Raw genomic sequence first — 24,849 nt, forward strand, 5'->3', positions numbered from 1 at the left:
ACCCGCGGGCGCGCGCTGGTAGGGGTTCTCGCCTTGGACTGGGACAAGATCCGGATCTTCCTCAACGTCGCGGAGGCGGGGAGCTTCACCAAGGCGGGTGACGATATCGGGCTCAGCCAATCGGCGGTCAGCCGCCAGATCAGCGCCCTGGAGCGCGAGCTCAAGGCGCCGCTCTTCCATCGCCACGCCCGCGGCCTCCTGCTCACCGAGCAGGGCGACCTGCTGTTCCGCGCCGCGCGGGACATGAAGCTGCGCCTGGAGAATACCCGGGCGCGCCTCGTCGAGACCTCCGAGCGGCCGACCGGCGACCTCAAGGTCACCACCACGGTCGGCCTCGGCACGTCCTGGCTGTCGCAGCGGGTCGGCGAGTTCCTGGACCTTTACCCGGACGTGCGCATCGAGCTGATCCTCACCAACGAGGAGCTCGATCTGGCCATGCGCGAGGCCGACGTGGCAATCCGCATGCGCCGCCCGGCGCAGCCGGACCTGATCCAGCGGCGGCTGTTCACCGTGCACTACCACGCCTTCGCCAGTCCGGATTACGTGAAGCGGTTCGGCGAGCCCAAGACCATCGAGGAGCTCGACGACCACCGCCTCGTCTCCTTCGGCGGCAACGAGCCCTCGTACCTGCTGGCCGCCCACTGGCTCGCCGATGCGGGCCGCGAGGGCCGCGAGCGTCGCCAGGTCCACCTGACGGTGAACAATATCGGCGCCCTGCAGCGCGCCATGGAGGCCGGCGCCGGCATCGGCATCTTGCCCGATTACGCGGTGGATGGCGGCCAGCAGCTCGTGCAGGTGCTGCGCGAGACCGAGATGCCGAGCCTGGAGAGCTACCTCGTCTACGCCGAGGAGATGCGCTCGGTCGCTCGCGTGCAGGCGTTCCGCGACTTCCTCGTCTCGAAGGCGCAGCGCTGGACCTACTGAGCATCCGATGGTTGGATCCGTCTCCTCACGGAGACGATTCGATGCGCGCTGCTCTCTACGCTCTGATCCTCGTCGCGGGCTCCACCGGCGCGATGGCGGATGACTGCGCGGAAGCTTGGTACCAACGCAATCTGATCTACAAGCAGGCGGGCTACTGCTTCAGCACGCCGCGGGCGATCCGGACCTTCGGCAACGCCGATTGCCGGTACGACGCCATGGATCGCGTGCCGCTCTCGCGTCAGGAGCAGGCGACGGTGGCGGATCTGCAGGCCTTCGAGCGGGCCCATGCCTGCCCGCGCTAGGCCGCGGACCGTCGACCTCGTCGGCCGGGCAGCGTAGGAGCCGCGTCGTCGCTCCGGAAGCCGCGCCAGATCAGCACGGCTCCGGCAGGCGCGTGCTCACACGAACAGGCGCTCGCCCTCGAGGCCCTTGTAGAGGCCGGCGACCTGCTCGCCGTAGCCGTTGTAGATCAACGTCGGTACGCGCTGATCGGTGCCGAGGACGCGCTCGGTCGCCTGGCTCCAGCGCGGGTGCGGCACGGCCGGGTTCACGTTGGCCCAGAAGCCGTACTCCGAGGCCTGCAGACCCTCCCAGAAGGTCTTCGGCCGGTCGGCCGTGAACGAGATCTTCACCAGTGACTTGGCCGACTTGAACCCGTACTTCCACGGCACCGCGACGCGGATCGGCGCCCCGAACTGGTTGGGCAGCGGCTTGCCGTAGATCCCCGTGACCATGAAGGCGAGGTCGTTCCCGGCCTCAGCCAGGGTCAGGCCCTCCGTGTAGGGCCAGGGATAGAAGAACGCCCGCTGGCCGGGCGCCATCGCCTTGTCCATGAACGTCTCGAAGCGGATGTACTTCGCGCCGGAGGCGGGCTTGGCCAGCGCCACGAGCTTCGCCAGCGGGAATCCGGTCCAGGGCACCGCCATCGACCACGCCTCGACGCAGCGGTGACGGTAGAGACGCTCCTCCAGGCCGACCTTCCGGATCAGGTCGTCGACGCCGATCTCGAACGGCTTCTCGACGAGCCCGTCGATCTTCAGGGTCCAGGGCTGCGTCTTGAGGGCGTTGGCCGCCGGCAGCACCGTCTTCGACGTGCCGAACTCGTAGAAATTGTTGTAGTCGGCGCTGAAGCGCTCCGGTGTCAGGGGGCGGTCGAGCGTGTAGGCGGGGTTCTGCGGCGCCGGGTAGAGCGGCTGGTCGCCCGCCGCCGCGAGGGCCGCGCGCCCACCCAGGAGCGAGCCGGCAGCGAGCCCGGCCGCGCCGCCGATCAGGGCCCGCCGATTGAGGAAGACGGCTTCCGGCGTCGCCAGATGCTCCGGAATCTCCCAACCGCGCCTGCGCTTGATCAACATGGCCGTCTCCTCGGATCTCCTGCCTGCACAACCCACAGATCGGCCGCGGCCGACAGGGGCGCAAGCGCCGCAGCCTGACCTTTCGGCGAACGGCGCGCAGGAGTTACGCCGCCCGTGAGCGGCACCGGGACGCAGGCCGTCTTTTGCCGCGAGGGCGACGCTCAGGCCGGCGGCGTCTCGTCGCGCAGCATCCGCCGCAGCACCTTGCCGACATTGGTCTTCGGCAGGGTCTCGTGGAGCACTACGCGGCGGGGAACCTTGTAGCCGGTGAGCTGGGTGCGGGCATGCGCCCGCAGGATATCGGTGGAGACCGACGGGTCCTTGAGGACCACGTGGGCCACCACCATCTCGCCGGTCTCCTCGCTCGGCGCGCCGACCACCGCGCATTCGAGCACGGCCGGGTGGGCCGCCAGCACGTCCTCGACCTCGTTCGGATAGACGTTGAAGCCGGACACGAGGATCATGTCCTTCATCCGGTCGACGATCCGGACCTGGCCGTCCGCCTGCAGGATCGCGACGTCGCCCGTCCGGAAGAACCCGTCCGCGGTCATCGCCCGCGCGGTCTCCTCCGGCCGATTCCAGTAGCCGCGCATCACCTGCGGGCCGCGCACGCAGATCTCGCCCGGCTGCCCGGCCGGGAGGGGCTCGCCGGAGACGGCGCGGATCGAGACCTCCGTGGAGGGCAGCGGGTAGCCGATCGTGCCGGAGAAGTCGCGCATGCCCCGCGGGTTGACGCACACGACCGGCGAGGTCTCCGACAGGCCGTAGCCCTCGATGATCGTGTTGCCGGTCAGGGCCTTCCAGCGCTCGGCCACCGCCCGCTGGACGGCCGTGCCGCCGCCGACCACGAAGTCGAGGTGGGCGAAATCCACCGTGCCGATCTTCGGATGATTGATCAGGACGTTGAACAGCGTGTTCACGCCCATCAGGTGGGTGAAGCGCGTGCGGCTCAGGGTCTTGACCATGCCGTCGCAGTCGCGCGGATTGGGGATCAGCAGGCAGGAGCCGCCGCTCCGCATGAACTGGAAGAAGCACGCGGTGAGCGCGAAGATGTGGTAGAGCGGCAGCGCCGTGACCACGCAGCGCGCGACGCTCGGATCCTTCGAGTTGAACCAGAGCTGCGACTGCTCGACGTTCGCCATGATGTTGCGGTGGCTCAGCATCGCCGCCTTGGCGATGCCGGTGGTGCCCCCGGTATATTGCAGGAAGGCGAGGTCCTCCGGGTCGACCGCGGCGGACGCGCGCGGCATCGTCCGGCCCTGGCGGAGCACGGTGGCGAACGGGATCGCCAGCCCTTCCGGCAGGCGGAACGGCGGCACCGCCTTGCGGACGTGCCGGCTCGCGAGGTTGATCACCCGCCCCTTCAGCCCCAGCCCGTCGCCCGGACCCACGAGGACGACCCGCTCCAGGGCCACGTCCGGCAGCGCCGCCGCGATGGTGGCGCCGAAATTCTCCAGGACGATCAGGATCCGCGCGCCAGAATCGTTGATCTGCTGCACGCATTCCCGGGGCGTGTAGAGCGGGTTGGTGTTGACCACCGTTCCCCCCGCCAGGAGGACGCCGAAGATCGCCACGGCGTAGGCGGGGACGTTCGGCAGCATGATCGCCACGCGGTCGCCCTTCGCCAGACCCTGTCCGCGCAGCCAGGCCGCGAGGTCGCGCGCCTGCTGGCCGAGGGTCGCGTAGGTCATGGTCGAGCCGAAGCACAGCATCGCCGGCCGGCTTGCGAAGGCGGTCACGCTGGTCTCGAACAGGTCGACCAAGGTCCCGAGGCCCGCGACGTCGATCTCCGCGGGGACGCCGGGCGGATAGAAGGGCAGCCAGGGCCGATCGGAGGCCCCGTGGCCCGGCATCGCTCCGGCCGTGGTGGCTCGAGCGCCGTGCTCCATCACGTTCGCCTCATGCATCGCGATGCCTCCCGCGGGCCCGACTCTCGGGGGCCGAGTCCCGCAACGCCTGTCGCGCGGACTCTGCGGGAACGGAGGCCGGCCCGCAAGGCAGGGGGGTCAGAGGGCTGGACGATGCCGGCGCAATGTTGCCAGCACGGTGTGGGGCAGGGCCGCCGCGATCAGCAGGCCGGCGGCGAGCGCGGCCTCCTCCGGCCGCATGGCCCGCCGGGGCCAGGGGCCGACGCCCAGGTCGCCGGCGAGGCCGATCAGGATCGCGCCGAGCCACAGGGTCAGGAAGGCGAGCGCGCCGTAGCCGACCCGGCGCAGCCGCGGCCGCAGGGGCCGGTTGGCCGCGACCGCGAACAGGCCGAGGACGCCGCCGAACGTCAGCGCGCCCACGGCGGCGCCGAGTCCGTAGGCCAGCCACAGGGGCTGGTGGGTGAGGAAGGCCATGCCCCCGGTGGCGAAGGCGCCGCGCAGGACGAGCCCGCCGAAGGTCGGGTAGAGCCCGGCGGCGAGGAGCGCGGCCGCGCCCGCCAGTCCGAACACGATCCGGCGCGGCGCGGAGCCCGGGCCCGGGCCCGTCACCACCCGCGCGAGGTGGCCGAGCCCGTAGACCAGCGCGAAGGCGAAGAGCGGGTAGCGGGCGATGAAGTAGCCGAAGATCCAGGGCTCGAGGGCCTCCGGCACGGCGTCGCGCTGGCTCAGGCCGGTCGCCGCGACGAGAGCCAGGGCGGCCAGCATGGCGAGGATCGGCCCCGCCGCTGCCAGAAGGCCGCCGGCGCGGCCTCCGGACGTCCCGGCGCCCGAGCCGACCCGGTCGAGCGCGGCGTTAGCGTGTACGGCCATGCTGGGATCAGCCGGAGAGGCGCGCGGGGTCAGGAAAGCCGCGGCCGCTCTAGCGGGCCTCGTAATGGTCGCGGATCAGCCGGTCGAGGAGCCGCACGCCCCAGCCCGCGCCCCAGCTGCGGTTGATCTCGCTGGCGTTCGACGACATCGCCACGCCGGCGATGTCGAGATGCGCCCACGGCACGTCCTCGACGTAGCGCTTGATGAACGAGGCCGCGGTGGCAGCGCCGCCATGGCGGCCGCCGGTGTTCTTCATGTCGGCGAACTTGGAATCGATCGCCTTGTCGTAGGCGGGGATCAGCGGCATCCGCCAGACCTTCTCGCCGGTCGCCTCGCCGGCGGCGTGGATGTTGCCCGCCAGCGTGTCGTCGTTCGAGAACATGCCGGCGATGTCCTGGCCCAGCGCCACGATGATCGCGCCGGTCAGCGTCGCGAGGTCGACGATGGCCTTGGGCTTGGTGCTGCGGATGACGTGGGTGATCACGTCGGCCAGCACCAGCCGGCCCTCGGCGTCGGTGTTGATCACCTCGATGGTCTGGCCCGACATGGAGGTCAGGATGTCGGACGGGCGGTACGAGCCGCCGTCCGGCATGTTCTCCACGATGCCGATGGCGCCGACCACGTTGCAGCGCGCCTTGCGGGCGGCGAGCGCGTGGAGCGCGCCGACGACGGCGGCGGCGCCGCCCATGTCGCCCTTCATGTCCTCCATGCCGCCGCCCGGCTTGATCGAGACGCCGCCGGAATCGAACACGACGCCCTTGCCGATGAGGGCCACGGGCGCCTCGGCCGCGGGGCCGCCGTTCCAGCGCATGATCACGATCCGCGGCTCGCGGGCCGAGCCCTGCGCCACCGCGAGCAGCGCGCCCATGCCGAGTTCCCGCATCCGGGCCGGCTCCAGCACTTCGATCTCGACGCCGAGCTTGGCGAGTTCCGAGGCGCGGCGGGCGAACTCAGCCGGGAAGAGCACGTTCGGCGGCTCGTTCACGAGGTCGCGGGCCAGGACCACGCCGTCGGACAGGCTCTTGGCGCCCTCGCCCTCGCGGGCGGCCGCGCCGTGATCGGCGAGCAGAAGGGTCAGCGCGGTGACGGTCTTGTCGTCGGCGTCGGGCTTCTTCTTGGTCTTGTAGCGGTCGAACGCGTAAGTCCGCAGGCGCGCGCCGAGAGCGAACTCGCCGGCCTGCGCCGCCGTGACCGTCGCGCCCGGCCAGTCGAGCACGACCCGGGCGGTCCGTCCCGCCACCTTGCCGGCGGTGAAGCCGCCGAGCGCCGGCCAGTCGGTCTTGGCCCGGTCCTTCTCCGAGCCCAGGCCCACGACCACGAGGCGGTCGGCGCCGACGCCCGCCGGGGCCGGCAGGGACAGGGCGCTGAGCGAGCGGCCCTTGAACTTCTCGGAGGCCGCGGCACGCGCCACGAGATCCGCCCCGGAGGCGCCCAGCGCCTCGCGGGCGGCCGACCCGAGCGACAGGTCGTCGCCGACGAAGACCACGAGATCGCCGGATCCGCCGGGGCCCTGGCCGCTCTGCTCCAGGGGACCGAAACCGACCTCGATACCGTCCGCCATACCCGTCGCCCTGCCCGTTATTCCGGAGCCGTACTACGCACCCGCGCGCCGAGGCGCGGGCGATCCGCCCTGTGTAGCCGCTGAGACGGAGAACGCAACGCGGCGTGACAGCCCTGGAATCGCCCCTTTTGTCGGGTCCCTGCCGCCTCGAGGGCGCGAGAGGACGAGCGGGACTGCCGGGCCGATGAGGCAGATCGAGCGCTACATCTTTCGGATCGCCCTGGGCGCCACCCTCGCCTGCCTGATCGGGCTGACGGGCACCATCTGGCTGACCCAGGCCCTGCGCGAGCTCGATCTCGTGACCGCCAAGGGCCAGACGCTGCTGGTCTTCCTCTTCGTCACCGGCCTGTCGCTGCCGACCCTCGTCGTCGTCATCGCCCCCGTGGCGCTGTTCATCGGCACGATCTACGCGCTCAACAAGCTGAACGGCGATTCCGAGCTGATCGTCATGTCGGCGGCCGGGATGCCGCCGCGCTCGCTGCTGCGGCCCTTCCTCACCCTGGCGCTGTTCGTCAGCTTCCTGGTGGGATTCCTGGTCGTGGTGGTCATGCCCGCGAGCTTCCAGGAGCTGCGCGACGTGATCACCCGGGTGCGCGGCGACTTCATCGCGAACGTCGTCAAGGAAGGACAGTTCACCCAGCTCGACAACGGCATCACCTTCCACTTCCGCGAGCGCGGGCCGGGCGGCACCCTCAAGGGGCTGTTCATCCAGGACCGGCGCGAGGCCGGGAAGACCAAGGTCTACCTCGCCGAGCGCGGCAACGCGGTCGACGTCGACGGCCAGAGCTACCTGATCCTGGAGAACGGCAGCGTCCACCAGCAGCAGAAGGACTCCCGCGATTCCTCGATCCTGACCTTCGAGCGCTACACGATCGACCTCGCGGCCTTCGCGCCCCCGGATTCCGACACGATCTACAAGCCGCGCGAGCGCTCGACGGCGCAGCTCCTGTTCCCCGACACGACGGAGGGTTACTACAAGCTGCAGAAGGGCCGGTTCCGAGCCGAGCTGCACGACCGGCTCTCCGCCTGCCTCTACCCGCTGGCCCTGGTCTTCATCGCCTTCGCGGCTCTGGGCGATCCCCGCACGACCCGGCAGGGGCGCGGCGTCGCGATCGCCGGCGCGATCGTCGCCGTCGTGGCGCTGCGCATCGGCGGCTTCGCGGCGGTCAGCGCCGCCGCGCGCAGCCCCGCCGCGGTCCTGGCAGTCTACGGCGTGCCGCTGCTGGCGATCCTCCTGTCGAGCCTCCTCATCTTCTACGGGCCCCGGGTGCGCGCCTTCAACGCCGCCCTGGCCCGCGCCGTCCGCGGCCGGTTCCGCGGCCCGCGCCTCGCGCCGGCGGCCTAGATCCGATGATGCTGATCGGTCCCACTCTCGGGCGGTACTTCGCCGCCCGGTTCCTCCGCACGGTGCTCGGTGTCTTCATCACCGTGTTCGCGCTGGTCTACACGCTCGACTTCGTCGAGCTGCTCCGCCGCGCCGGCGAGGCTCAGGGCGCGTCCGCCGGCCTGATGGCGCAGCTCTCGCTCTACCGCACCCCCGCGGTGGCGGAGGGCGTCCTGCCCTTCGCTGTCCTGTTCGGCTCCATGGCGGCCCTGCTCCAGCTCTCGCGCAAGCTGGAACTGGTGGTCGCCCGCGCGGCCGGGATCTCGGCCTGGCAGTTCCTGCAGCCCGGCTTCTTCGTGGCCCTCGCCCTCGGCGCGCTGGCGGTCGGGGTCTACAACCCGGTCTCCGCGATGCTGAAGCAGCGCTCCACCGAGATCGAGGCGAAGATCTTCGCCAAATCCACCAAGGCGAGTTCGGGCAAGGACCTCTGGATCCGACAGAAGGGCCTCGATGGCGAGGCGATCCTGCGCGCCGAGACCGCCATCGAGGGCACGACCACCCTGGCGGGCGTGTCGGTCTTCACCTTCGACGGCGCCGGCAAGTTCGCCGAGCAGCTCGTCGCGGCCCGCGCGACGCTCCACGACGGCTACTGGGAACTCTCCGATGTGCGCGTTCTCACACCGGGCGCACCGCCTGAGTCGTTCGACACCTACCTGATCGCCTCGAACCTCGACCCCGGACAGGTGCGTCAGGGGTTCACCCCCCCGGAATCTGTGCCTTTCTGGCAACTTCCCACAACGATCGCGCGGACCGAGCGGGCCGGTTTGGACGCCACCCGCTACCGTCTCCAGTACGATGTCCTGTGGGCGCGGCCGGTGCTGTTCGTGGCCATGGTCATCGTCGCCGCAACCGTTTCCTTACGGTTCTTCCGCTTTGGTGGTGTCGGTAAACTCGTCCTCGGTGGCGTCGCGGCCGGCTTCGCCCTCTACGTGGTCCGACAGGTCATGGAGGGGCTCGGAGCATCCGGACTCGTCGCCGCACCGGTGGCGGCCTGGTTCCCGGCCGTGGTAGGCAGTCTTCTCGGTACGCTCACGCTTCTGTACCAGGAAGACGGCTGACTTCCGCGATCCTTCGCGGGACGGGAGACGGGTGTTGAGGTTGGTGGCGGCAGACGTCACAGGGGTTGGGACGCGCGTTGCGTAAGGTCGCCGACATCCTGCGGAAGGCTGGTTTCCGGGCCGCGCTGGCGCTCGCCGCGCCGCTGGCCGGGGGCCTGTCCGCCCATGCCCAGGGCCTGCCCGCCGTCGCGGCCGGCAAGCCGGGCGACAAGCTGCTCGTCGAGGCCGACGAGCTGATCTACGACAACGACCGCGGCACCGTGACGGCCCGGGGCAACGCCGAGCTGCATTACGGCCCACGGACCCTGCAGGCCGACCGCGTGCGCTACGACCGGAATTCCGGCCGGGTCTTCGCCGAGGGCAATGTCCGCCTCACCGAGGCCGACGGCGGCGTCGTGACCGGCGCGCGCATGGAGCTCACCGACGACTTCAAGACCGGCTTCGTCGACGCCTTCCGCGGGCAGCAGACCGTGCAGCGGAAGTTCGAGACGGTGCGCACCCGCTTCTCCGCGCCGCGGGCCGAGCGCCTGAACGGCGAGCAGACGAGCTTCGAGTCCGGCAGCTACACGGCCTGCGAGCCGTGCAAGGACAACCCTGAGACGCCGCCGCTGTGGCAGATCAAGGCGAAGAAGATCATCCACGACAACGAGACCCACACGGTCTACTTCGACGACTCGACGCTCGAGATCGCCGGCATCCCGGTGGCCTACCTGCCGTATTTCGAGGCGCCGGACCCGACGGTGAAACGCAAGACCGGCTTCCTGACGCCGCGCTTCGTCACGACGACCGCGCTCGGCAACGGCGTGTCGCTCCCGTACTTCATCAACCTCGCGCCGAATTACGACCTGACGCTGACGCCGACCCTGCTCAGCCGCCAGGGCCTGCTCGCGCAGGGCGAGTTCCGCCAGCGGATCGACAACGGCTTCTACAACATCCGCCTGTCGGGCATCTCGCAGACGACGCCTTCGGCGTTCCTGCCGAGCCCCCTCGGCGCCGGCGAGCGCGACTTCCGCGGCTCCGTCGAATCGCAGGGCCGGTTCTACATCAACCCGCGCTGGCGCACGGGCTGGGACCTCGTCGGCGTGACCGACAAGTGGTTCCTCGACAATTACCGGATCCGCAACCAGAACATCACCACGGACTATTTCCGTGAGGCCACCTCGACGGCCTTCCTGATCGGCCAGGGCGACCGCTCGTGGTTCGAGGCGCGGGGCTACTACTTCAAGGGCCTGTCGAGCTTCGACTGGCAGAAGCAGCAGCCGATCGTGGCGCCGGTGATCGACTACGACAAGCGGATCAACGGCCCATCGGAGATCGGCGGCGAGGTGCGCTTCCAGGCGAACATCACCAGCCTGACCCGCGAGACCACGCAGTACCAGGGCCTGCCGCGGACCTCGAGCTACCTGTTCTCGCCGAGCGTCAACGGCGTCAGCTTCCCGCTGTACCAGACCTGCACGGTCTTCCAGCGCGGCCTGTGCGCCATCGACGGGCTCGCCGGCACGAACACCCGCGCCTCCGCGGAGCTGTCCTGGCGCCGCAGTTTCATCGACGATCTGGGCCAGAAATTCACGCCCTTCGCCTACCTGCGCACGGACGCGTTCTTCAACAGCACGAGCTTCTCGGGCTACCAGAACGACCTCGTCCCGCAGGTCGCGCACGTCGACCAGGGCTTTGCCGGGCGGGTCATGCCGGCGATCGGCCTCGACTACCGCTACCCGTTCGTCGCCAATTTCGGGGCCCTCGGCGTCCACACCCTGGAGCCGATCGGCCAGATCATCGCGCGCCCGTCGGAGACCCGGATCGGCCGCCTGCCGAACGAGGACGCGCAGAGTCTCGTCTTCGACGACACCTCGCTGTTCGAGTGGGACAAGTTCTCGGGCTACGACCGGGTCGAGGGCGGCGTGCGCACCAATCTCGGCGGCCAGTACTCCGTCGTGACCCCGTCCGGCTGGTACGCGAACGTCCTGTTCGGCGAGTCCATCCAGCTCGCGGGCGTCAACTCGTTCCGCCGCGGCGACATCGCCAACACCGGCCTGGATTCGGGGCTCGAGACGCAGCGCTCGGACTTCGTCGGGCGTTTCCAGGTCTCGCCGAACCAGAACATCACGTTCATCAGCCGGGCCCGGTTCAACCAGTCCGACTTCCACGTGGCGCGGTTCGAGACCGGCGCGACGGCGCGGTTCGCGCCGTTCCTGCCGCTCACCCTCTCGGCCTTCTACTCGTACTACGAGGCGCAGCCGCTGCTGGGCTACAGCCACTACCGCGAGGGCATCACCGCCACCGCGACCTACAACATCACGCCGAACTGGTTCGTGTCGGGCTCGCTGCTCGTCGACCTGACCCACTACCTCGACGTGCGCAACACCTACACGGACGCGCTGAGCTCGTACCTGGCGAACCCGATCGGGACCGTGCCGATCTACCAGAACCCGGGCCGCTTCTACCTGTCGGGCGCGAGCTTCGGCGGCGGCTACCAGGACGAGTGCACCACCGTCTCGCTGAACTACATCAACTCGCCGATCGCGACCGCGACGGGCGTCCGCGAGCGCAACCAGACGGTGCTGCTGCGAGTCGAGCTGAAGACCCTGGGCGAGGCCGACCTGCGCCAGAACGTCGGGACCGCCACCACCGCCGACGGCATCGCCTCGATCCGCTGAGGAACCGGGACCGGCGGCGCGCCGGTCCGGCGCGTCGCCCGCCGCGATCCCGCCGCTCGGTCTGAGCTGCCGAGGATGCGCCCGCGCCGCGCGGGCGCTATAGAGCGCCCATGCCGCCCCTCGCCCTCACCCTCGGAGATCCCGCCGGCATCGGCCCGGAGCTGGCGCTCAGCGCGTGGCTCGGGCGCGGCGGGGCGGATCCGTTGCCGCCGTTCTTCCTGATGGCCGATCCCGACTTCGTCGAGCGCCTCGCCCACCGCCTCGACCGCCCCGTCCCGGTGGCGGAGGTCGATCCCGAGACGGCCGCCGAGGTGTTCCCGCGCGCGCTCCCCGTGGTGCCCTTGCCGAGCGGCGCCCGCGTCGCGGCCGATCCCGGCGTCCCCGATTCCGGCAATGCCGGCGCGACCATCGAGTCGATCACCGCGGCGGTGGAGTTCGTGAAGGCCGGGCGCGCGAGCGCGGTGGTGACCAACCCGATCGCCAAGTTCGTGCTGACCCGGACGGGCTTCGCCCATCCCGGGCACACCGAGTTCCTGGCCGCCCTCGCGGTACCGCCCGGCGTGACGCCGCCCCGGCCGGTGATGATGATCTGGAGCGCCGGCCTCTCGGTCGTGCCGGTGACGATCCACGTGCCGCTGAGGGACGTTCCGGACCTGCTCACCCAGGAACTCGTCGAGGAGACCGCCGCGATCGTCGCCCGGGACCTGCGGGAACGGTTCGGCCTGCCCGAGCCGCGCCTCGTCCTCGCCGGCCTGAACCCGCACGCGGGCGAGGCCGGAACGATCGGCCGCGAGGACCGCGACGTCCTCGCCCCCGCGGTGGCACGCCTGCGGGCGCGGGGCATCGACATCCGCGGGCCGCTCCCCGCGGACACCCTGTTCCACGCCCGCGCCCGCGAGACCTACGACGTCGCCCTCGCGCCCACGCACGATCAGGCCCTGATCCCGATCAAGACGATCGCGTTCGACGACGGCGTGAACGTCACCCTCGGCCTGCCCTTCGTGCGCACCTCGCCGGACCACGGGACGGCCTTCGACATCGCCGGCCAGGGCGTCGCCCGGCCGGACAGCCTCATGGCGGCCCTGCGCCTCGCCGACCGGCTGGCCGCCAACGCGGCGGCGCGGAGCGAGGCCCCCGCCGGGGCCGAGATCATCCCGTTCAGCGTCTATGCCGGCCGTCCCCGGCCCGTCGGCGCCCGCCACTTCGATCCCGAGGACGAGCTGTGAGGCGGCCAGCATGAGCGCCGGGGACGGTCTTCCCCCGCTGCGCGAGGTCGTCGCCCGCCACGGCCTGGAGCCGAAGAAGGCGCTCGGCCAGAACTTCCTCTACGACCTCAACCTGACCGGCCGGATCGCCCGGGCGGCCGGTCCGCTCGCGGGGGTGACCGTGGTGGAGGTCGGACCGGGCCCGGGGGGGCTGACCCGCGCGCTCCTCGCCGAGGGCGCCGCCCGCGTCGTGGCGATCGAGCGCGACCCGCGCGCCCTGCCGGCCCTCGCCGAGATCGCCGCCCACTATCCCGGCCGGCTCGAGGTGGTCGACGCCGACGCCCTCGCCTTCGACCCGCGGCCGCTGGTGGGCGAGGCGCCGGCGCGGATCGTCGCCAACCTGCCCTACAATGTCGGGACCGCCCTGCTCACCGGCTGGCTCGACGGGGAGGTCTGGCCGCCCTGGTGGGACCAGGCCGTGCTGATGTTCCAGCGGGAGGTCGCCGCGCGGATCGTCGCCGGCCCGGAGGAGCGGGCCGATTACGGCCGGCTCGGCGTCCTGTGCGGCTGGCGCACGGAGGCCGAGATCCTGTTCGACGTCAGCCCCTCGGCCTTCGTGCCGCCGCCCAAGGTGACCTCGAGCGTGGTCCGGCTGGTTCCGCGCGCCCAGCCCCTGCCCTGCCGCGCCGGCGCGCTCGAAGCCGTCACCCGGGCGGCCTTCGGCCAGCGGCGGAAGATGCTGCGCCAGAGCCTCAAGGCCTTGACGCCCGGGGCCGGCGCCCTGCTGGCCGCCGCCGGCCTGTCCGAGACCGCGCGCGCCGAGGAGATCCCGGTGTCCGGGTTCGTCGATCTCGCCAATCGGTGGGACGCGCACAGAAAGGCCGGCGCCCCGGTGGGGACGCCGGCCTGAAGGAGAGCCGTGGCTCCGGCCCGGAGGCCGGAGCGCTGCCGGGTCAGCGGGTCTGCTGGATCGCCGAGAGCACCCAGCCGCGGCCGGGCTGGCGCAGGAACGTCCAGAGCTCCGTCGCCTCGGACGAGTCCGTGGAGACGACGCGGCCGCTCGACCGTTCGATCATCACGTCCTTGAGGGCGTAGCGCATGGCTACGGTCGCGTAGTCGGTGCGGTCCTCGCCCCAGGCCTCCGCGAGGTCGCCCTGCAGCAGCTTCACGTCCGAGATCTTGTTCACCACGCCGCGGGCCGCGTTGCCGCGCAGCTCCTCGTCGAAGTAGCTGACCATCTCGGGCGTCGACAGGTTGCCCAGGGTCACCCGATCCTCGCGCGAGTAGGCGTCCTGGATGTCGCCGAGCAGGCGCTCGAAGGCCTGGTAATCGGCCGGGCCGATCTGCACCGGGCGTGTCTGCGGCGGGCGCTGCCCACCGCCGAACATGCCGCCGGGAGCCGGGCCGCCCGGAGCGCCGCCCGGAGCGCCACCCATCGGGCCGCGGGCGCCCGGCTGATCGTCGAGCGACGAGCGCGCGTAGGGCGCGCCGGCGCCGGCCGGCTCGTTCCGGCGGCGGAAGAACCGCAGGGCCAGCATCACCACGAGCACGACGAGACCGACCTGGAACAGGAGGCCGATCATCGAGGCGAGGCCACCGAGACCGCCGAAGAAGCCGCCCCCGAGCAGCGCGCCGATCAGGCCGGCGCCGAGCAGGCCCGCGAAGAAGCCGCCGCCGAAGCGGCGACCGGGCGCGGCCGGGGCCTGCATGCCGGGGCTGCCCATGCCGGGCGAAGGCGCGGTCTGCGAGCGCTGCATCGTCGTGCCGCCGCCCGGAGCGGTCGGCGTGGCGGACGGCGCCGTGTAGGTGCGCGAGCCGCGGGACCCGACGGACCCGCCGCCGCCCGGACGGGCTTCCACGACGGGTGCCGCGACGGTCAGCGCAGCGGCCAGCGCCAGGAGGGCGGCCACACGCCGGCGGCGCGAAATCTCAGTAAACATGTACACGCCTCAGAGGACGAGAACCGGGTGGCGCTGAGCGCCAGTGACGATATGGGAACGGTCGGGCAGCGGTTTTAGTCCTGGCCGCCGTCGCCCGGGCGACGTTTTCCACCGGATCGGTGCTGCGCATTCCGAGCCCGCCCGTCGCGCCCATCGCGTGAATGGCACGGCTCTAGTGGAGCGTGCGCTCCGGGGCGGCCGGGAAGGAGAGGCGCACCTGCGTCCCCTCCCCGCTGCGGCTGTCGAGGGTAATGGTCCCGTTCTGCCGCTTCATGAGACCGTGGACGATCGCGAGGCCCGCGCCGCGCCCGGCCTCGTGGCTGGTCTGGAACGGCGCCAGGGCACGGGCGAGCATCTCGGGCGACATGCCCTGCCCGGTGTCGCCGACCGCGATCCCGACGCTCCCCTGGCCCGGCTGCTGCAGGGAGCGGTCGCCGGGATCCACCCGGAAGGTCGACAGGGTCAGCGTCCCGCCCGACGGCATCGCCTCGCAGGCATTGGCGACGAGATGCCGCAGGGCGAACTCGATCTGCGTGGGATTGCTGATCGCCCGCGGCAGGCCCGGCGTCGCCGCCACGGTGAGGCGGATCCCAGGCGGCAGGTCGGGCTCGAGGCGGGCAGCGAGGTCGGCCACGATGGCGTCGAGGTCGACCGACCGGACGTCCGGCGCGATGCGGCGCGAATAGGCGAGCAGGTGCCGGGTCAGGATCGCCGCGCGCTCGGTGGCGTCGGCCGAGCGGGCGATCGCCCGCTGGACGAACGGCTCCTGCCGGTCCCCGAGCCGCCGCTTGAGCCCGTCGATGTAGCCGATCAGGATCTGCAGGAAATTGTTGAACTCGTGGGCGACGCTGTTGGTCAGGAGCCCCAGCGCCTCGCGCTGGCGGGAGAGCGCGAGCGCGCCCTCAGCTTCGCGCCGGGCCGTCTCGTCGCGGATCTGGCCGATGCGGAACGGGGTTCCGGGCAGGGCCGCCGTCTCCAGGCGGGCCCAGAAGCTCGTCCCGTCCGCGCGCGTGGCCAGGAATTCCTGAGGCTCGGCGCCGGCGGGATCGAGGGGGCCCGTGCGCTGCGCCAGGATCAGATCGAGTCCCTGCGCGACGAGCCGCTCCGCCGGGTAGCCGGCGATCCGCTCCAGGGCGGGATTGGCGTGGCGGACACGGCCCTGCGGATCGAGCACCAGGCTGGGCGTCGGCAGCGCGTCGAGGAGCCTGCGGGCCTCGTCCGCCAGCGACCCGCCTTCGGCCGCGCTGTGATCCGTCCCGGGCTGCGCCATGCTGCGTTCGCGCTCAGCGGATGCGGAAGGTCCGCGACGGGCCAGCGATAGCGATGAACGGCCTCACGGCCAAGCGTGGATCCGCGGGAGGATCCGCGCGTCGACCGGCGTGCCGACCCGTCCGGGCACCGCCTACTGGCGCACCCACATCACCCGGGCCATCCAGGCCACCTCGCCGAGATTGAGGACCCGGTCCTCGTGCTCGGGGTTCAGGGAGGCCAGTTCCACGGTCCGGGCGGTACGCCGCCGCAGCTCCTTGGCCAGGACCTCGCCGCCGTGCAGGCGGACCACGACGCGGTCGCCCTTGCGCACGCTGGCCGTCGGCGACACGATCAGGACGTCGCCGTCCCGGAACAGCGGCAGCATGGAATCGCCCTGGATCTCCAGCGCGAAGGCCCGCTCCTCGCCGAGATCCGGAAACTCGATCTCCTCCCAGCCGGCGCCCCCGGTGGGCATGCCCTCGTCGGTGAACAGGCGGCCGGCCCCGGCCTGGGTCAGGCCGATCAGCGGCACCATCGTGCGGGCGGGAATCTCGCGGGCCTCGATGAGCCGCAGGAACTCGTCGAGGCTCGAGCCGGTGGCGGCCAGGACCTTCGACACGGATTCGGTGGACGGCCAGCGCTTGCGGCCGTCGGCGCCCACGCGCTTCGACCGGTTGAAGCTGGTCGCGTCGAGGCCGGCGCGGCGGGCGAGGCCCGAGGCCGAGTAGCCGTGGCGCTCGGCGAGCCGGTCGATGGCGTTCCAGATCTGCTCGTGCGACAGCATAGCGGGCTCGGAAGCTCAGCCTGAGCGGGCCGGCACCCCCGTCTCACCAGCCGGGATCCGGCTGCCTCGGAGGCACGGAGACGGTTCGCCCGCCGGGTCCGTTTGACACCCGCCGGGTACGCGCGGAGATACTTGACAATCTGCTTTCCGGATCCGCTCTGCCGGTCCGGACGGGGCTGTGTGACGTCCAGCCTAGTCGTAGGAAAGTAGAACTACGGGCGGCAGATTGCAATCGCTCCTCGAATCGGGCGGGGCGCGGCGCGGTTGCCGCCGCGGCCCGGCGCCTCTATCGCAGCGTCGTCTCCGGGGAGCTTCGATGCCGCTCATCTACAAGATCTGTCCGCGCCCTCTGTGGCGCGAGGCCGAGGCCGCGGGCCGGTTCACGGGCGCCCCGATCGATCATCAGGACGGCTTCATCCACTTCTCGACGGCCGCACAGGTCGCTGAGACGGCGGCCCGGCACTTCGCCGGGCAGGACTACCTGCTCCTCGTCGCGGTCGAGGCCGACGCCCTCGGCGACGGCCTGCGCTACGAGCCCTCTCGCGGCGGCGACCTGTTCCCGCATCTCTACGGCCCGCTGCCGCTGTCCGCCGTGGTCGCGGTGGACGATATGCCGCTGGGCGCCGACGGCCGGCACGCCTTCCCCGCCGGGATCCTGCCGGCATGATCGCGGCCGCCTTCCCCCTCGTCCGACCGCTGCTGCACCGTCTCGACGCGGAGCGCGCGCACGACCTGACCCTCGCCGCCCTGGCGTTCCTGCCCGCGGGGCCGCGGCCGGCGGACGACCCGCGCCTCGCCGTCGACCTGCTCGGCCGCCGCTTTCCCAACCCGGTCGGCCTCGCGGCCGGCTTCGACAAGGGCGCGCGCGTTCCCGACGCGCTGCTGGGCCTCGGCTTCGGCTTCGTCGAGGTCGGCGGGGTCGTGCCGCGGCCCCAGCCCGGCAACCCGCGGCCGCGGGTCTTCCGCCTCCCCGACGACCGCGCCGTGATCAACCGCTTCGGCCTCAACAGCGAGGGGCTGGAGGTGGTAGCCGACCGTCTGCGCGCCCGGAGGGGGCGAGCCGGTATCGTCGGCGTCAACATCGGCGCGAACAAGGAATCCGCCGACCGCCTCGCCGACTACGCCGCCTGCACCGCAGCCCTCGCGCCGCTCGTCGACTTCGTCACGGTCAACGTCTCCTCGCCCAACACGCCGGGCCTGCGCGACCTCCAGGGTGAGGCCTTCCTCGACGAGCTGCTCGCCCGCACGGTCGAGGCCCGGGACGCGGCAGGCGCCGGCGCGGCGATCCTCCTCAAGATCGCCCCCGACATGGCGCTGGACGCCCTCGACGCGGTCTGCGCGACGGCGCAGCGGCGCGGGGTCCAGGCCCTCGTGGTGTCCAACACCACGGTGGCCCGCCCGGCGAGCCTGCGCGAGCAGGGTCTCGCGCGGGAGACGGGCGGCCTCTCGGGGCGGCCGCTCTTCGGCCCGGCGACGCGGATGCTCGCCCAGACGCGCCTGCGCGTCGGGGACGCGCTGCCGCTCATCGGGGTCGGCGGCGTCGATTCGGCCGAGGCGGCCTGGACCAAGATCCGGGCCGGGGCGAGCCTCGTGCAGCTCTACTCGGCGCTGGTCTACGAGGGGCCGGGCCTCGTCGGGCGCATCAAGGACGGGCTCCTGCGGCGCATGAGCGAGGCCGGCATCGCCTCGCTCCGGCAGGTCGTCGGGCGCGACGCCGCCGACCTCGCCCGCGGGGACTGAGCCGGCGCGGGCGAGCCCGTCGCGGCGCCGCACCGGACAATTTTTTTCGGGTCGCAGTTTAGAAATGCTTTGCACAGCGGGAGCTTAGCCTGTGCCCCATGCATGAGGGGCCTGCGCCGGCACGCCATTGTGAGGGCGTCGGAGAGGCGTTTATCTCGCGGTTGCGAGACACATCGCGTCAGCCAATCCAGGACGGTTCATGGCCCAATCTGAAGGGTCCACCAAGCGCTCCTCCGCCGCCGGCGGCTGGGGTGCTCTGAAGAGCTGCGGCAAGCACCTGCTCGGCAGCCGCGCGCCCCTCACCGGCGCCCGCGCGCTGCTGAAGGCGAACCAGCCCGACGGGTTCGACTGCCCCGGCTGCGCCTGGGGCGACCCGGAGCACGGCTCGTCCTTTGAGTTCTGCGAGAACGGCGTGAAGGCGGTCTCCTGGGAGGCGACCGACAAGCGCACGAAGCCGTCCTTCTTCGCCAAGCACACCCTGACCGAGCTGCGCACCTGGAGCGACTACGCCCTGGAGGGCCAGGGCCGCCTGACGCACCCGATGCGCTACGACGCGGCGAGCGACCGCTACCTGCCGGTGAGCTGGGACGAGGCCTTCGCGGAGATCGGCGCCACCCTGCGGGGGCTCGACCATCCCGATCAAGCCGAGTTCTACACCTCGGGCCGCGCCTCCAACGAAGCGGCGTACCTGTACCAGCTCTTCGCCCGCGCCTACGGGACCAACAACTTCCCCGACTGCTCGAACATGTGCCACGAGGCGAGCGGCGTCGCGCTGATCGACGCCATCGGCATCGGCAAGGGCACGGTCCTGCTGGAGGATTTCGAGAAGGCGGACGCGATCTTCTGCGTCGGCCAGAATCCCGGCACCAACCACCCGCGCATGCTCGGCGACCTGCGCCGGGCGGCCGAGCGCGGCGCCAAGGTCGTGGTGCTGAACCCGGTCCGGGAGCGCGGCCTGGAGCGCTTCGCCGACCCGCAGAACACCGTCGAGATGCTGCGCGGCGCCAGCCGCCCCATCGCCAGCCACTACCTGCAGCCGCGCTCGGGCGGCGACATGGCGGCCTTCCGGGGCATCGCCAAGGTCGTGTTCGCCCGCGACGCCGAGGCGCTGGCGGCCGGCCGGCCCTCGCTCCTCGACCGCGCCTTCCTCGAGCACCACACCGCCGGGCTCGAGGCCTACCGCGCCGCCGTCGAGGCGACGTCCTGGGACGCGATCCTCGACCAGTCGGGCCTGACCGTGGACGAGATCGCCGCGATGGCGGACGTCTACCTCGGCGCCCAGCGGGTCATCGCGACCTGGGCCATGGGCGTGACCCAGCACCGCCATTCGGTTGCGACGATCCGGGAGATCGCCAACCTGCTGTTCCTACGCGGCCATATCGGCCGGGCCGGCGCGGGCCTCTGCCCGGTCCGCGGCCACTCGAACGTGCAGGGCGACCGCACGGTCGGCATCAACGAGCGCCCGTCCGCCGCCTTCCTGGATTCCCTGGAGCAGCATTTCGGCCTCGCCATGCCGCGCCGGCACGGCCACAACGTCCTGGCGGCGATCCGGGCCATGCGCGACGGCACCGCGAAGGCCTTCATCGGGCTCGGCGGCAACTTCCTGCGGGCGACGCCCGACACGCCCGTCGTGGCGCAGGCGCTGGCCTCGTGCCGGCTCACCGTGCACATCGCCACCAAGCTCAACCACGCCCATCTGGTGCCCGGTGCGGTCGGCTACCTGCTACCCTGTCTGGGCCGCACCGAGATCGACCGGGGCGCCGAGGGCAAGATCCAGATCGTGACCGTCGAGGATTCGATGAGCATGGTCCACGGGTCGGGCGGCATCAACAAGCCCGCCTCGAAGGAACTGCGCTCCGAGATCGCCATCATCGCCGGCATGGCGCAGGCGACCGTCGGCTCCGCCGCCATCGACTGGGCCGGCTTCGCCGCGGATTACGACCGGATCCGCGAGGCGATCGCCGCCACGATCCCGGGCTTCACCGGCTACAACACCCGGGTGCGCAAGCCGCGCGGCTTCATGCTGCGCAACCTCGCCGCCGAGCGGGTGTTCGAGACCGCCACCGGCCGGGCCACCTTCTCGGCCGACGCCCTCCCGATCGAGACCGAGCACCAGGCCGCCCGGAAGACGCGCGACACCTACGTGCTGCAGACCTTCCGCAGTCACGACCAGTACAACACGACGATCTACGGCCTGGATGACCGCTACCGCGGCGTCTACGGCGAGCGCCGCGTGATCTTCGCCCACCCGGACGACCTCGCGGAGATCCGCGACCGGCTCGGCGACCGGGTCGACGTCGTCGGCACGCACGACGACGGCATCACCCGCCGGGCGGAGGATTTCCGCCTCGTGCCCTTCGACATGCCGCGGGGGGCGCTGGCCGGCTACTATCCGGAGCTGAACGTGCTCGTGCCGCTCTCGACCTACGGCGAGAAGAGCGACACGCCGACCTCCAAGTCGGTGCTGGTCACCCTGCAGGCGCGCGCGGCCGCGTGAGCGCGGAGCCCGACGAGGCGGCGTTCGTCGCCGCCCTCGACCAGGTTTCGGCCGCCCGCCCGGATCTCGACCCGCTGGCGGCGGGCCTCCTGGCGGCGCTCGACCTCGGCCTGCCGGGCGACAGCCGCGCCTTCGCCCGCACCTTCGGGGTGGAGCACGCCCTGGTGCTGCGCGCCCTCTCGGGCCTGGACGAGGCGGGCCTCGTCGCCGTCACGGCCCGCGACGGGCGCACCCAGCGGACGCGCTACACCACCGCCGATTCAGGGCCGTCGGTGCCGTCATCACGCGCGTAGCGAAGTAACCCAGGGACCGCGACAGACTCGGGCGTGGCGCTGCCCTGGATCGCTTCGCTCCGGCGGGGACGGACGCGCTCAGAACCCCTTCGCCTTGATCGCCTCGGCCCAGGTGACCGCCCGCCGGTTCACGCCGAGATGCTGCCGCTCGTAGAGCCGGCCCTCCAGCTTGATCGCGCCGCGCTTGGCGTATTCCGGGCGCTCGAACGCCTCGATCACCAGCTTGGCCCGGCGCACCTCCTCCTCTGTCGGAGCGAAGGACGTGTTGGCCGGCTCCAGCTGCGTCGGGTGGATCAGGGTCTTGCCGTCGAAGCCCAGGTCCCGGGCCTGCCGGCACTCGTCGCGGCAGCCCTCTGTGTCGGCGATGTCGTTGTAGACGCCGTCGAGGATCGCGAGCCCCTCCGCCCGCGCGGCGGCCAGCGCCATCATCATCCAGGGCAGCATCGGCACGCGGCCGGGGACGATCTTGGCCCAGGTGTCCTTGGCGAGGTCGTTGGTGCCGAGCACGAGGCAGGTCAGCCGGTTGCGCGGGTCGCGCTTCGCCCGGGCGATCTCCTGGATATTGAGGATCGAGGCCGGAGTCTCGATCATCGCCCAGATCGCGATGCCGTCCGGCGCGTCGAGGGATTCGAGCCGGTCGGCGATGCTCTCCAGCACGGCGGGGGACGAGACCTTCGGCATCAGAATCGCGTCGGGCTCGGCCTCGATGGCGGCGTGGAGATCCGCCTCGCCCCACGGGGTCTGCGGGGCGTTGACCCGGATGACCAGCTCGCGGCTGCCGTAGGCGCCGCTCTTCACCGCGGCGCAGACCTGATCGCGGGCGAGCTCCTTCTCCTCCGGGCCGACGGCGTCCTCGAGGTCGAGGATGATGCTGTCCACCGGCAGGGACTTGGCCTTGTCGAGCGCCCGCTGGTTCGAGCCGGGCATGTAGAGCACGCTGCGGCGCAGGCGCAGATCGGTGGTCGTGGCCATCGGCTTCTCCCTCCTGGGCCGTCGCGCGGCCTCCCGTCGTTGCGCTGCACCCTAAAGCACGAACCCGGCCGCGCCACACCCTAAAGGTCGGGGCGGGTGAGTCCCCGCGCGGTTTGATACCGCGCCGTCTCTCCGCAGATCGAAGCCGCGGTTTGGTCATGTTCCGCCGCTTAAAGGCCGGACGAAACCAATTCTCGAAGTCCGGGATCTCTACGATGCGCAAAGTCTTGGTCACCCTCGCCTTGCTCGGAACATTGGCGGCACCTGAGGCGGCCCGGGCCCAGAGCCGGACCACCCTCGGCGTCGGCTCCGGCGCGGTCGCGGGGGCGCTGGTCGGCGGCCCGATCGGCGCCGTCGCGGGGGCCGTGGTCGGCGGCTTCGTGGGGAACTCGTCGGAGCGCGGGCGCCGGCACGTCCGCCGGGGACGCCGCTACGGCTACGCGGCCCCGCGCCGGTCGTACCCGCGGCGGGCGGAGGCCGCCGTACCGCGGACCACCGGCTCCGTGGCCCGCGCCGCGCCGCCGGCCCAGCCCACCACCTGGAAGGATCCGCGCTAGCACGCCTCGAGGTCGCGCGCGGCTGCCGCCTAGGCCGCCGGTTCGAGGGCGGCCGCGGCCGGCGTCCGGAACGTGTCCCGGGCGAGGCGCGGGAACGCGATCGCCTGTCCGAGGCCCCGGGCGCCCAGGAAGCTCACGAAGGCCAGCCACAGCCCGGTATTGCCGAAGCCCAGGCTCTCGACGAGCGCGAGGATCGCGCAGTAGGCGGCGAGCGCGCACACCATCAGGTTGCGCATCGCCCGCGTCCAGGTCGCGCCGATATAGATCCCGTCATACGCGAAGGGCGCCGCGGCGGCGAGCGGCGCCAGGGCGGCGAGGACGAGGTAGGACCGGGCCGCCTCGCGGACCGGACCGTTCGTGGTCACGGCATCGATGAAGGCCGGGCCGCCCGCCAGAGACACCAGGCTGACCGCGAGGCCGAAGCCGAGGCACCAGCGCAGGCTCAGTGTGGCGGCCGCGTCGAACGCCTCCCGGTCCCGGGCGCCGACGGCCTGGCCGCACAGGGTCTCGGCCGCCGTGGCGAAGCCGTCGAGGAAGAAACCGCCGATCAGGAACAGATTCCACAGGACCGAGTTCGCGGCCAGGACCACGTCGCCCTGCCGGGCGCCGAGCGCCGAGAACAGCACGATGCCGGTGATCAGCGCGAGCGTCCGCAGGATGACGTCGCCGTTGACGCTGAGCGTCCGGCGGAGCGCCGCGGCGTCGCGGAGGTCGCGCAGCGGCACCCGGAAGGGCCGGGAGCCGAGCCGCGCCAGGAGTATCAGCCCGAGCCCGAGCCCGAGCGCCTCGGCGCCGAGGGTTGCCAGCGCCGCGCCGGCGAGGCCCAGGCCGAAGCCCAGGACCAGAATGAGCGTCAGCGCGACGTTGGTCAGGTTGATGGCGATCTGCAGCAGCAAGCCGAGATCGGTGCGCCCGCGGCCCAGGACCGAGCCGAGCACGCCGTAGCTCGCCAGCACGAAGGGCGCGGACAGGATGCGGATGTGGAAGTAGGTCGCGAGACCGGCGATGACCGCCGCGCTCGCCCCGCTGATCGCGAGGGCGAGCTGCGCGAGGGGCCCCTGCAGGGCTACCAGGACGAGCCCGATCAGGGCGCCCGCCGCCAGCGCCCGCGCCAGGATGCGTTCGACCTCAGCGTCGTCGCGCCCTCCGACCGCCTGCGCGGTCAGGCCGGCGGTCGCCATGCGGAGCGCCCCGAACGACCAGAAGATTGCGTCGAAGATCACCGCGCCGAGGGCGATGGCCCCGAGCAGCGCCGCGTCGCCAAGCCGCCCGATCACCGCCGCCCCGATGAAGCCGAGCATCGGTGTCGTGACGTTGGCGATCGTCATGGGCAGCGCCAGGGCCAGGACGCGGCGGTTCGTCGGGCGGGCCGGGCTGGCGACGGTGTGCATCATGCCGCACGCTACGGAGACGCGCCGCCCGCGAAAAGCGCTCCGATCGCATCGGCGGGTTGCGGTGGCGGGCGGCCGATCTGCCCGAACCCGCGGCGCGCTGGGACGTCGGGGCGCGACCGTGCCGGATCGGCCCCGGACCCCGTCAGCGGGAAACGGCGAAGAGGCGCGCGATCAGCCAGAGCGGCACGACGACGATCGCCCCGGCGACGATCCAGCCGCCGAAATCGTGGAGCGAGGCGAGCCCGACCTCCACCAGCGCCCGCGCCGAATCGTAGACGTGCCAGAACAGCCGCCCCGGCGTCAGGCCGAGCATCGACATGAAGGCGCCGACCAGCACCGACAGGAACAGGAGCCGCAGGAACACGCCGGCCGGCGAGCCGCCGAGGAACCGCCGCAGGGCGGAGGGGCGCGACCGGTAGCTGTCCGCGCCATAGGGGGCGTTTGGCGGGGCGCCCTGCTGATAGCCTTGCCGGCGCCGGTCGTGATCGACGAGCATTGCGTCCTCGTGAAGCCTCAGGGCCCTCGGATCGGCGACGAAGCGG

22 protein-coding genes are annotated in these 24,849 nt (G+C 71.9%); 12 read left to right on the forward strand and 10 right to left on the reverse strand.

Annotated elements, in window-relative coordinates:
• The first annotated feature begins 33 nt into the window (after positions 1-33).
• Together ABIC30_RS05110 and ABIC30_RS05115 are read left to right on the forward strand one after the other, a co-directional pair.
• Positions 34-924, forward strand: coding sequence for a LysR family transcriptional regulator (locus ABIC30_RS05110; protein WP_012317569.1), 891 nt, complete (start codon positions 34-36; stop codon positions 922-924).
• Positions 925-965: 41 nt separating this feature from the next.
• The gene (locus ABIC30_RS05115; protein ID WP_056522408.1) at positions 966-1,226 is read left to right on the forward strand and encodes a YARHG domain-containing protein; all 261 of its coding nucleotides are present in this window, start codon (positions 966-968) and stop codon (positions 1,224-1,226) included.
• A 96-nt stretch (positions 1,227-1,322) separates the two neighbouring features.
• Here the strand turns inward: ABIC30_RS05115 and msrP are convergent, their stop codons facing one another.
• From msrP to ABIC30_RS05135, 4 genes are all read right to left on the reverse strand, one after another.
• Positions 1,323-2,276 carry a protein-methionine-sulfoxide reductase catalytic subunit MsrP gene (msrP, locus tag ABIC30_RS05120; RefSeq protein ID WP_091680143.1) on the reverse strand — a complete coding sequence of 318 codons (954 nt, stop codon included), beginning with the start codon at positions 2,274-2,276 and terminating at the stop codon, positions 1,323-1,325.
• Between the two features lie 161 nt (positions 2,277-2,437).
• Complete coding sequence (locus tag ABIC30_RS05125; protein WP_331326410.1) at positions 2,438-4,183, reverse strand: AMP-binding protein; 1,746 nt, start codon at positions 4,181-4,183, stop codon at positions 2,438-2,440.
• Positions 4,184-4,282: 99 nt separating this feature from the next.
• Complete coding sequence (locus ABIC30_RS05130; protein WP_331326411.1) at positions 4,283-5,014, reverse strand: hypothetical protein; 732 nt, start codon at positions 5,012-5,014, stop codon at positions 4,283-4,285.
• 49 nt (positions 5,015-5,063) lie between these two features.
• Entirely contained in the window at positions 5,064-6,575 is a 1,512-nt protein-coding gene (locus ABIC30_RS05135) for a leucyl aminopeptidase (protein ID WP_091680146.1), read from the reverse strand.
• 184 nt (positions 6,576-6,759) lie between these two features.
• On the opposite strand from ABIC30_RS05135, the gene lptF reads away from it, so the two are divergent.
• The 5 genes from lptF to rsmA all read left to right on the forward strand — a co-directional run bounded on the left by lptF (position 6,760) and on the right by rsmA (position 13,789).
• On the forward strand, positions 6,760-7,920 hold the full coding sequence (gene lptF, locus ABIC30_RS05140; protein ID WP_020093547.1) for an LPS export ABC transporter permease LptF: 1,161 nt from the start codon (positions 6,760-6,762) through the stop codon (positions 7,918-7,920).
• A gap of 8 nt (positions 7,921-7,928) precedes the next feature.
• The gene (gene lptG / locus ABIC30_RS05145; RefSeq protein WP_331326598.1) at positions 7,929-9,017 is read left to right on the forward strand and encodes an LPS export ABC transporter permease LptG; all 1,089 of its coding nucleotides are present in this window, start codon (positions 7,929-7,931) and stop codon (positions 9,015-9,017) included.
• A 77-nt stretch (positions 9,018-9,094) separates the two neighbouring features.
• Positions 9,095-11,674, forward strand: coding sequence for an LPS-assembly protein LptD (locus tag ABIC30_RS05150; protein WP_331326412.1), 2,580 nt, complete (start codon positions 9,095-9,097; stop codon positions 11,672-11,674).
• 110 nt (positions 11,675-11,784) lie between these two features.
• Complete coding sequence (pdxA, locus tag ABIC30_RS05155) at positions 11,785-12,900, forward strand: 4-hydroxythreonine-4-phosphate dehydrogenase PdxA (protein ID WP_331326413.1); 1,116 nt, start codon at positions 11,785-11,787, stop codon at positions 12,898-12,900.
• 10 nt (positions 12,901-12,910) lie between these two features.
• The gene (gene rsmA / locus ABIC30_RS05160; RefSeq protein ID WP_331326414.1) at positions 12,911-13,789 is read left to right on the forward strand and encodes a 16S rRNA (adenine(1518)-N(6)/adenine(1519)-N(6))-dimethyltransferase RsmA; all 879 of its coding nucleotides are present in this window, start codon (positions 12,911-12,913) and stop codon (positions 13,787-13,789) included.
• 43 nt (positions 13,790-13,832) lie between these two features.
• On the opposite strand, the gene ABIC30_RS05165 is transcribed toward rsmA, so the two are convergent.
• The 3 genes from ABIC30_RS05165 to ABIC30_RS05175 form a co-directional block, all read right to left on the reverse strand.
• Positions 13,833-14,819: a TIM44-like domain-containing protein gene (locus ABIC30_RS05165; RefSeq protein WP_354454301.1), complete on the reverse strand. Its 987-nt coding sequence runs from the start codon at positions 14,817-14,819 to the stop codon at positions 13,833-13,835.
• Between the two features lie 172 nt (positions 14,820-14,991).
• The gene (locus tag ABIC30_RS05170) at positions 14,992-16,089 is read right to left on the reverse strand and encodes a two-component system sensor histidine kinase NtrB (RefSeq protein WP_331326416.1); all 1,098 of its coding nucleotides are present in this window, start codon (positions 16,087-16,089) and stop codon (positions 14,992-14,994) included.
• 132 nt (positions 16,090-16,221) lie between these two features.
• Positions 16,222-16,854, reverse strand: coding sequence for a S24 family peptidase (locus tag ABIC30_RS05175; protein ID WP_012317556.1), 633 nt, complete (start codon positions 16,852-16,854; stop codon positions 16,222-16,224).
• A gap of 316 nt (positions 16,855-17,170) precedes the next feature.
• On the opposite strand from ABIC30_RS05175, the gene ABIC30_RS05180 reads away from it, so the two are divergent.
• The 4 genes from ABIC30_RS05180 (at position 17,171) to ABIC30_RS05195 (ending at position 21,384) form a co-directional block, all read left to right on the forward strand.
• On the forward strand, positions 17,171-17,521 hold the full coding sequence (locus ABIC30_RS05180; RefSeq protein ID WP_331326417.1) for a DUF952 domain-containing protein: 351 nt from the start codon (positions 17,171-17,173) through the stop codon (positions 17,519-17,521).
• Positions 17,518-18,594, forward strand: a complete 1,077-nt coding sequence (locus ABIC30_RS05185) for a quinone-dependent dihydroorotate dehydrogenase (RefSeq protein ID WP_331326418.1) — start codon at positions 17,518-17,520, stop codon at positions 18,592-18,594. The genes ABIC30_RS05180 and ABIC30_RS05185 overlap by 4 nt, the downstream gene beginning before the upstream one ends.
• 199 nt (positions 18,595-18,793) lie before the next feature.
• Positions 18,794-21,091 (forward strand): FdhF/YdeP family oxidoreductase, encoded by a 2,298-nt coding sequence (locus tag ABIC30_RS05190; RefSeq protein WP_331326419.1) that lies wholly within the window; start codon positions 18,794-18,796, stop codon positions 21,089-21,091.
• Positions 21,088-21,384: a hypothetical protein gene (locus tag ABIC30_RS05195; RefSeq protein ID WP_020093557.1), complete on the forward strand. Its 297-nt coding sequence runs from the start codon at positions 21,088-21,090 to the stop codon at positions 21,382-21,384. The genes ABIC30_RS05190 and ABIC30_RS05195 overlap by 4 nt, the downstream gene beginning before the upstream one ends.
• 78 nt (positions 21,385-21,462) lie before the next feature.
• Here ABIC30_RS05195 and ABIC30_RS05200 read toward each other — a convergent pair whose 3' ends face one another.
• Positions 21,463-22,356, reverse strand: coding sequence for an HpcH/HpaI aldolase/citrate lyase family protein (locus ABIC30_RS05200; RefSeq protein ID WP_020093558.1), 894 nt, complete (start codon positions 22,354-22,356; stop codon positions 21,463-21,465).
• Positions 22,357-22,571: 215 nt separating this feature from the next.
• On the opposite strand from ABIC30_RS05200, the gene ABIC30_RS05205 reads away from it, so the two are divergent.
• Positions 22,572-22,913 (forward strand): YMGG-like glycine zipper-containing protein, encoded by a 342-nt coding sequence (locus ABIC30_RS05205; RefSeq protein ID WP_026604994.1) that lies wholly within the window; start codon positions 22,572-22,574, stop codon positions 22,911-22,913.
• A gap of 29 nt (positions 22,914-22,942) precedes the next feature.
• On the opposite strand, the gene ABIC30_RS05210 is transcribed toward ABIC30_RS05205, so the two are convergent.
• Complete coding sequence (locus ABIC30_RS05210; RefSeq protein WP_020093560.1) at positions 22,943-24,307, reverse strand: MATE family efflux transporter; 1,365 nt, start codon at positions 24,305-24,307, stop codon at positions 22,943-22,945.
• A 142-nt stretch (positions 24,308-24,449) separates the two neighbouring features.
• Positions 24,450-24,803 carry a DUF6460 domain-containing protein gene (locus ABIC30_RS05215; RefSeq protein WP_020093561.1) on the reverse strand — a complete coding sequence of 118 codons (354 nt, stop codon included), beginning with the start codon at positions 24,801-24,803 and terminating at the stop codon, positions 24,450-24,452.
• Positions 24,804-24,849 lie beyond the last annotated feature (46 nt).

The sequence above is a fragment of the Methylobacterium sp. 1030 genome (assembly GCF_040544715.1).
Classification (GTDB): Bacteria; Pseudomonadota; Alphaproteobacteria; order Rhizobiales; family Beijerinckiaceae; genus Methylobacterium.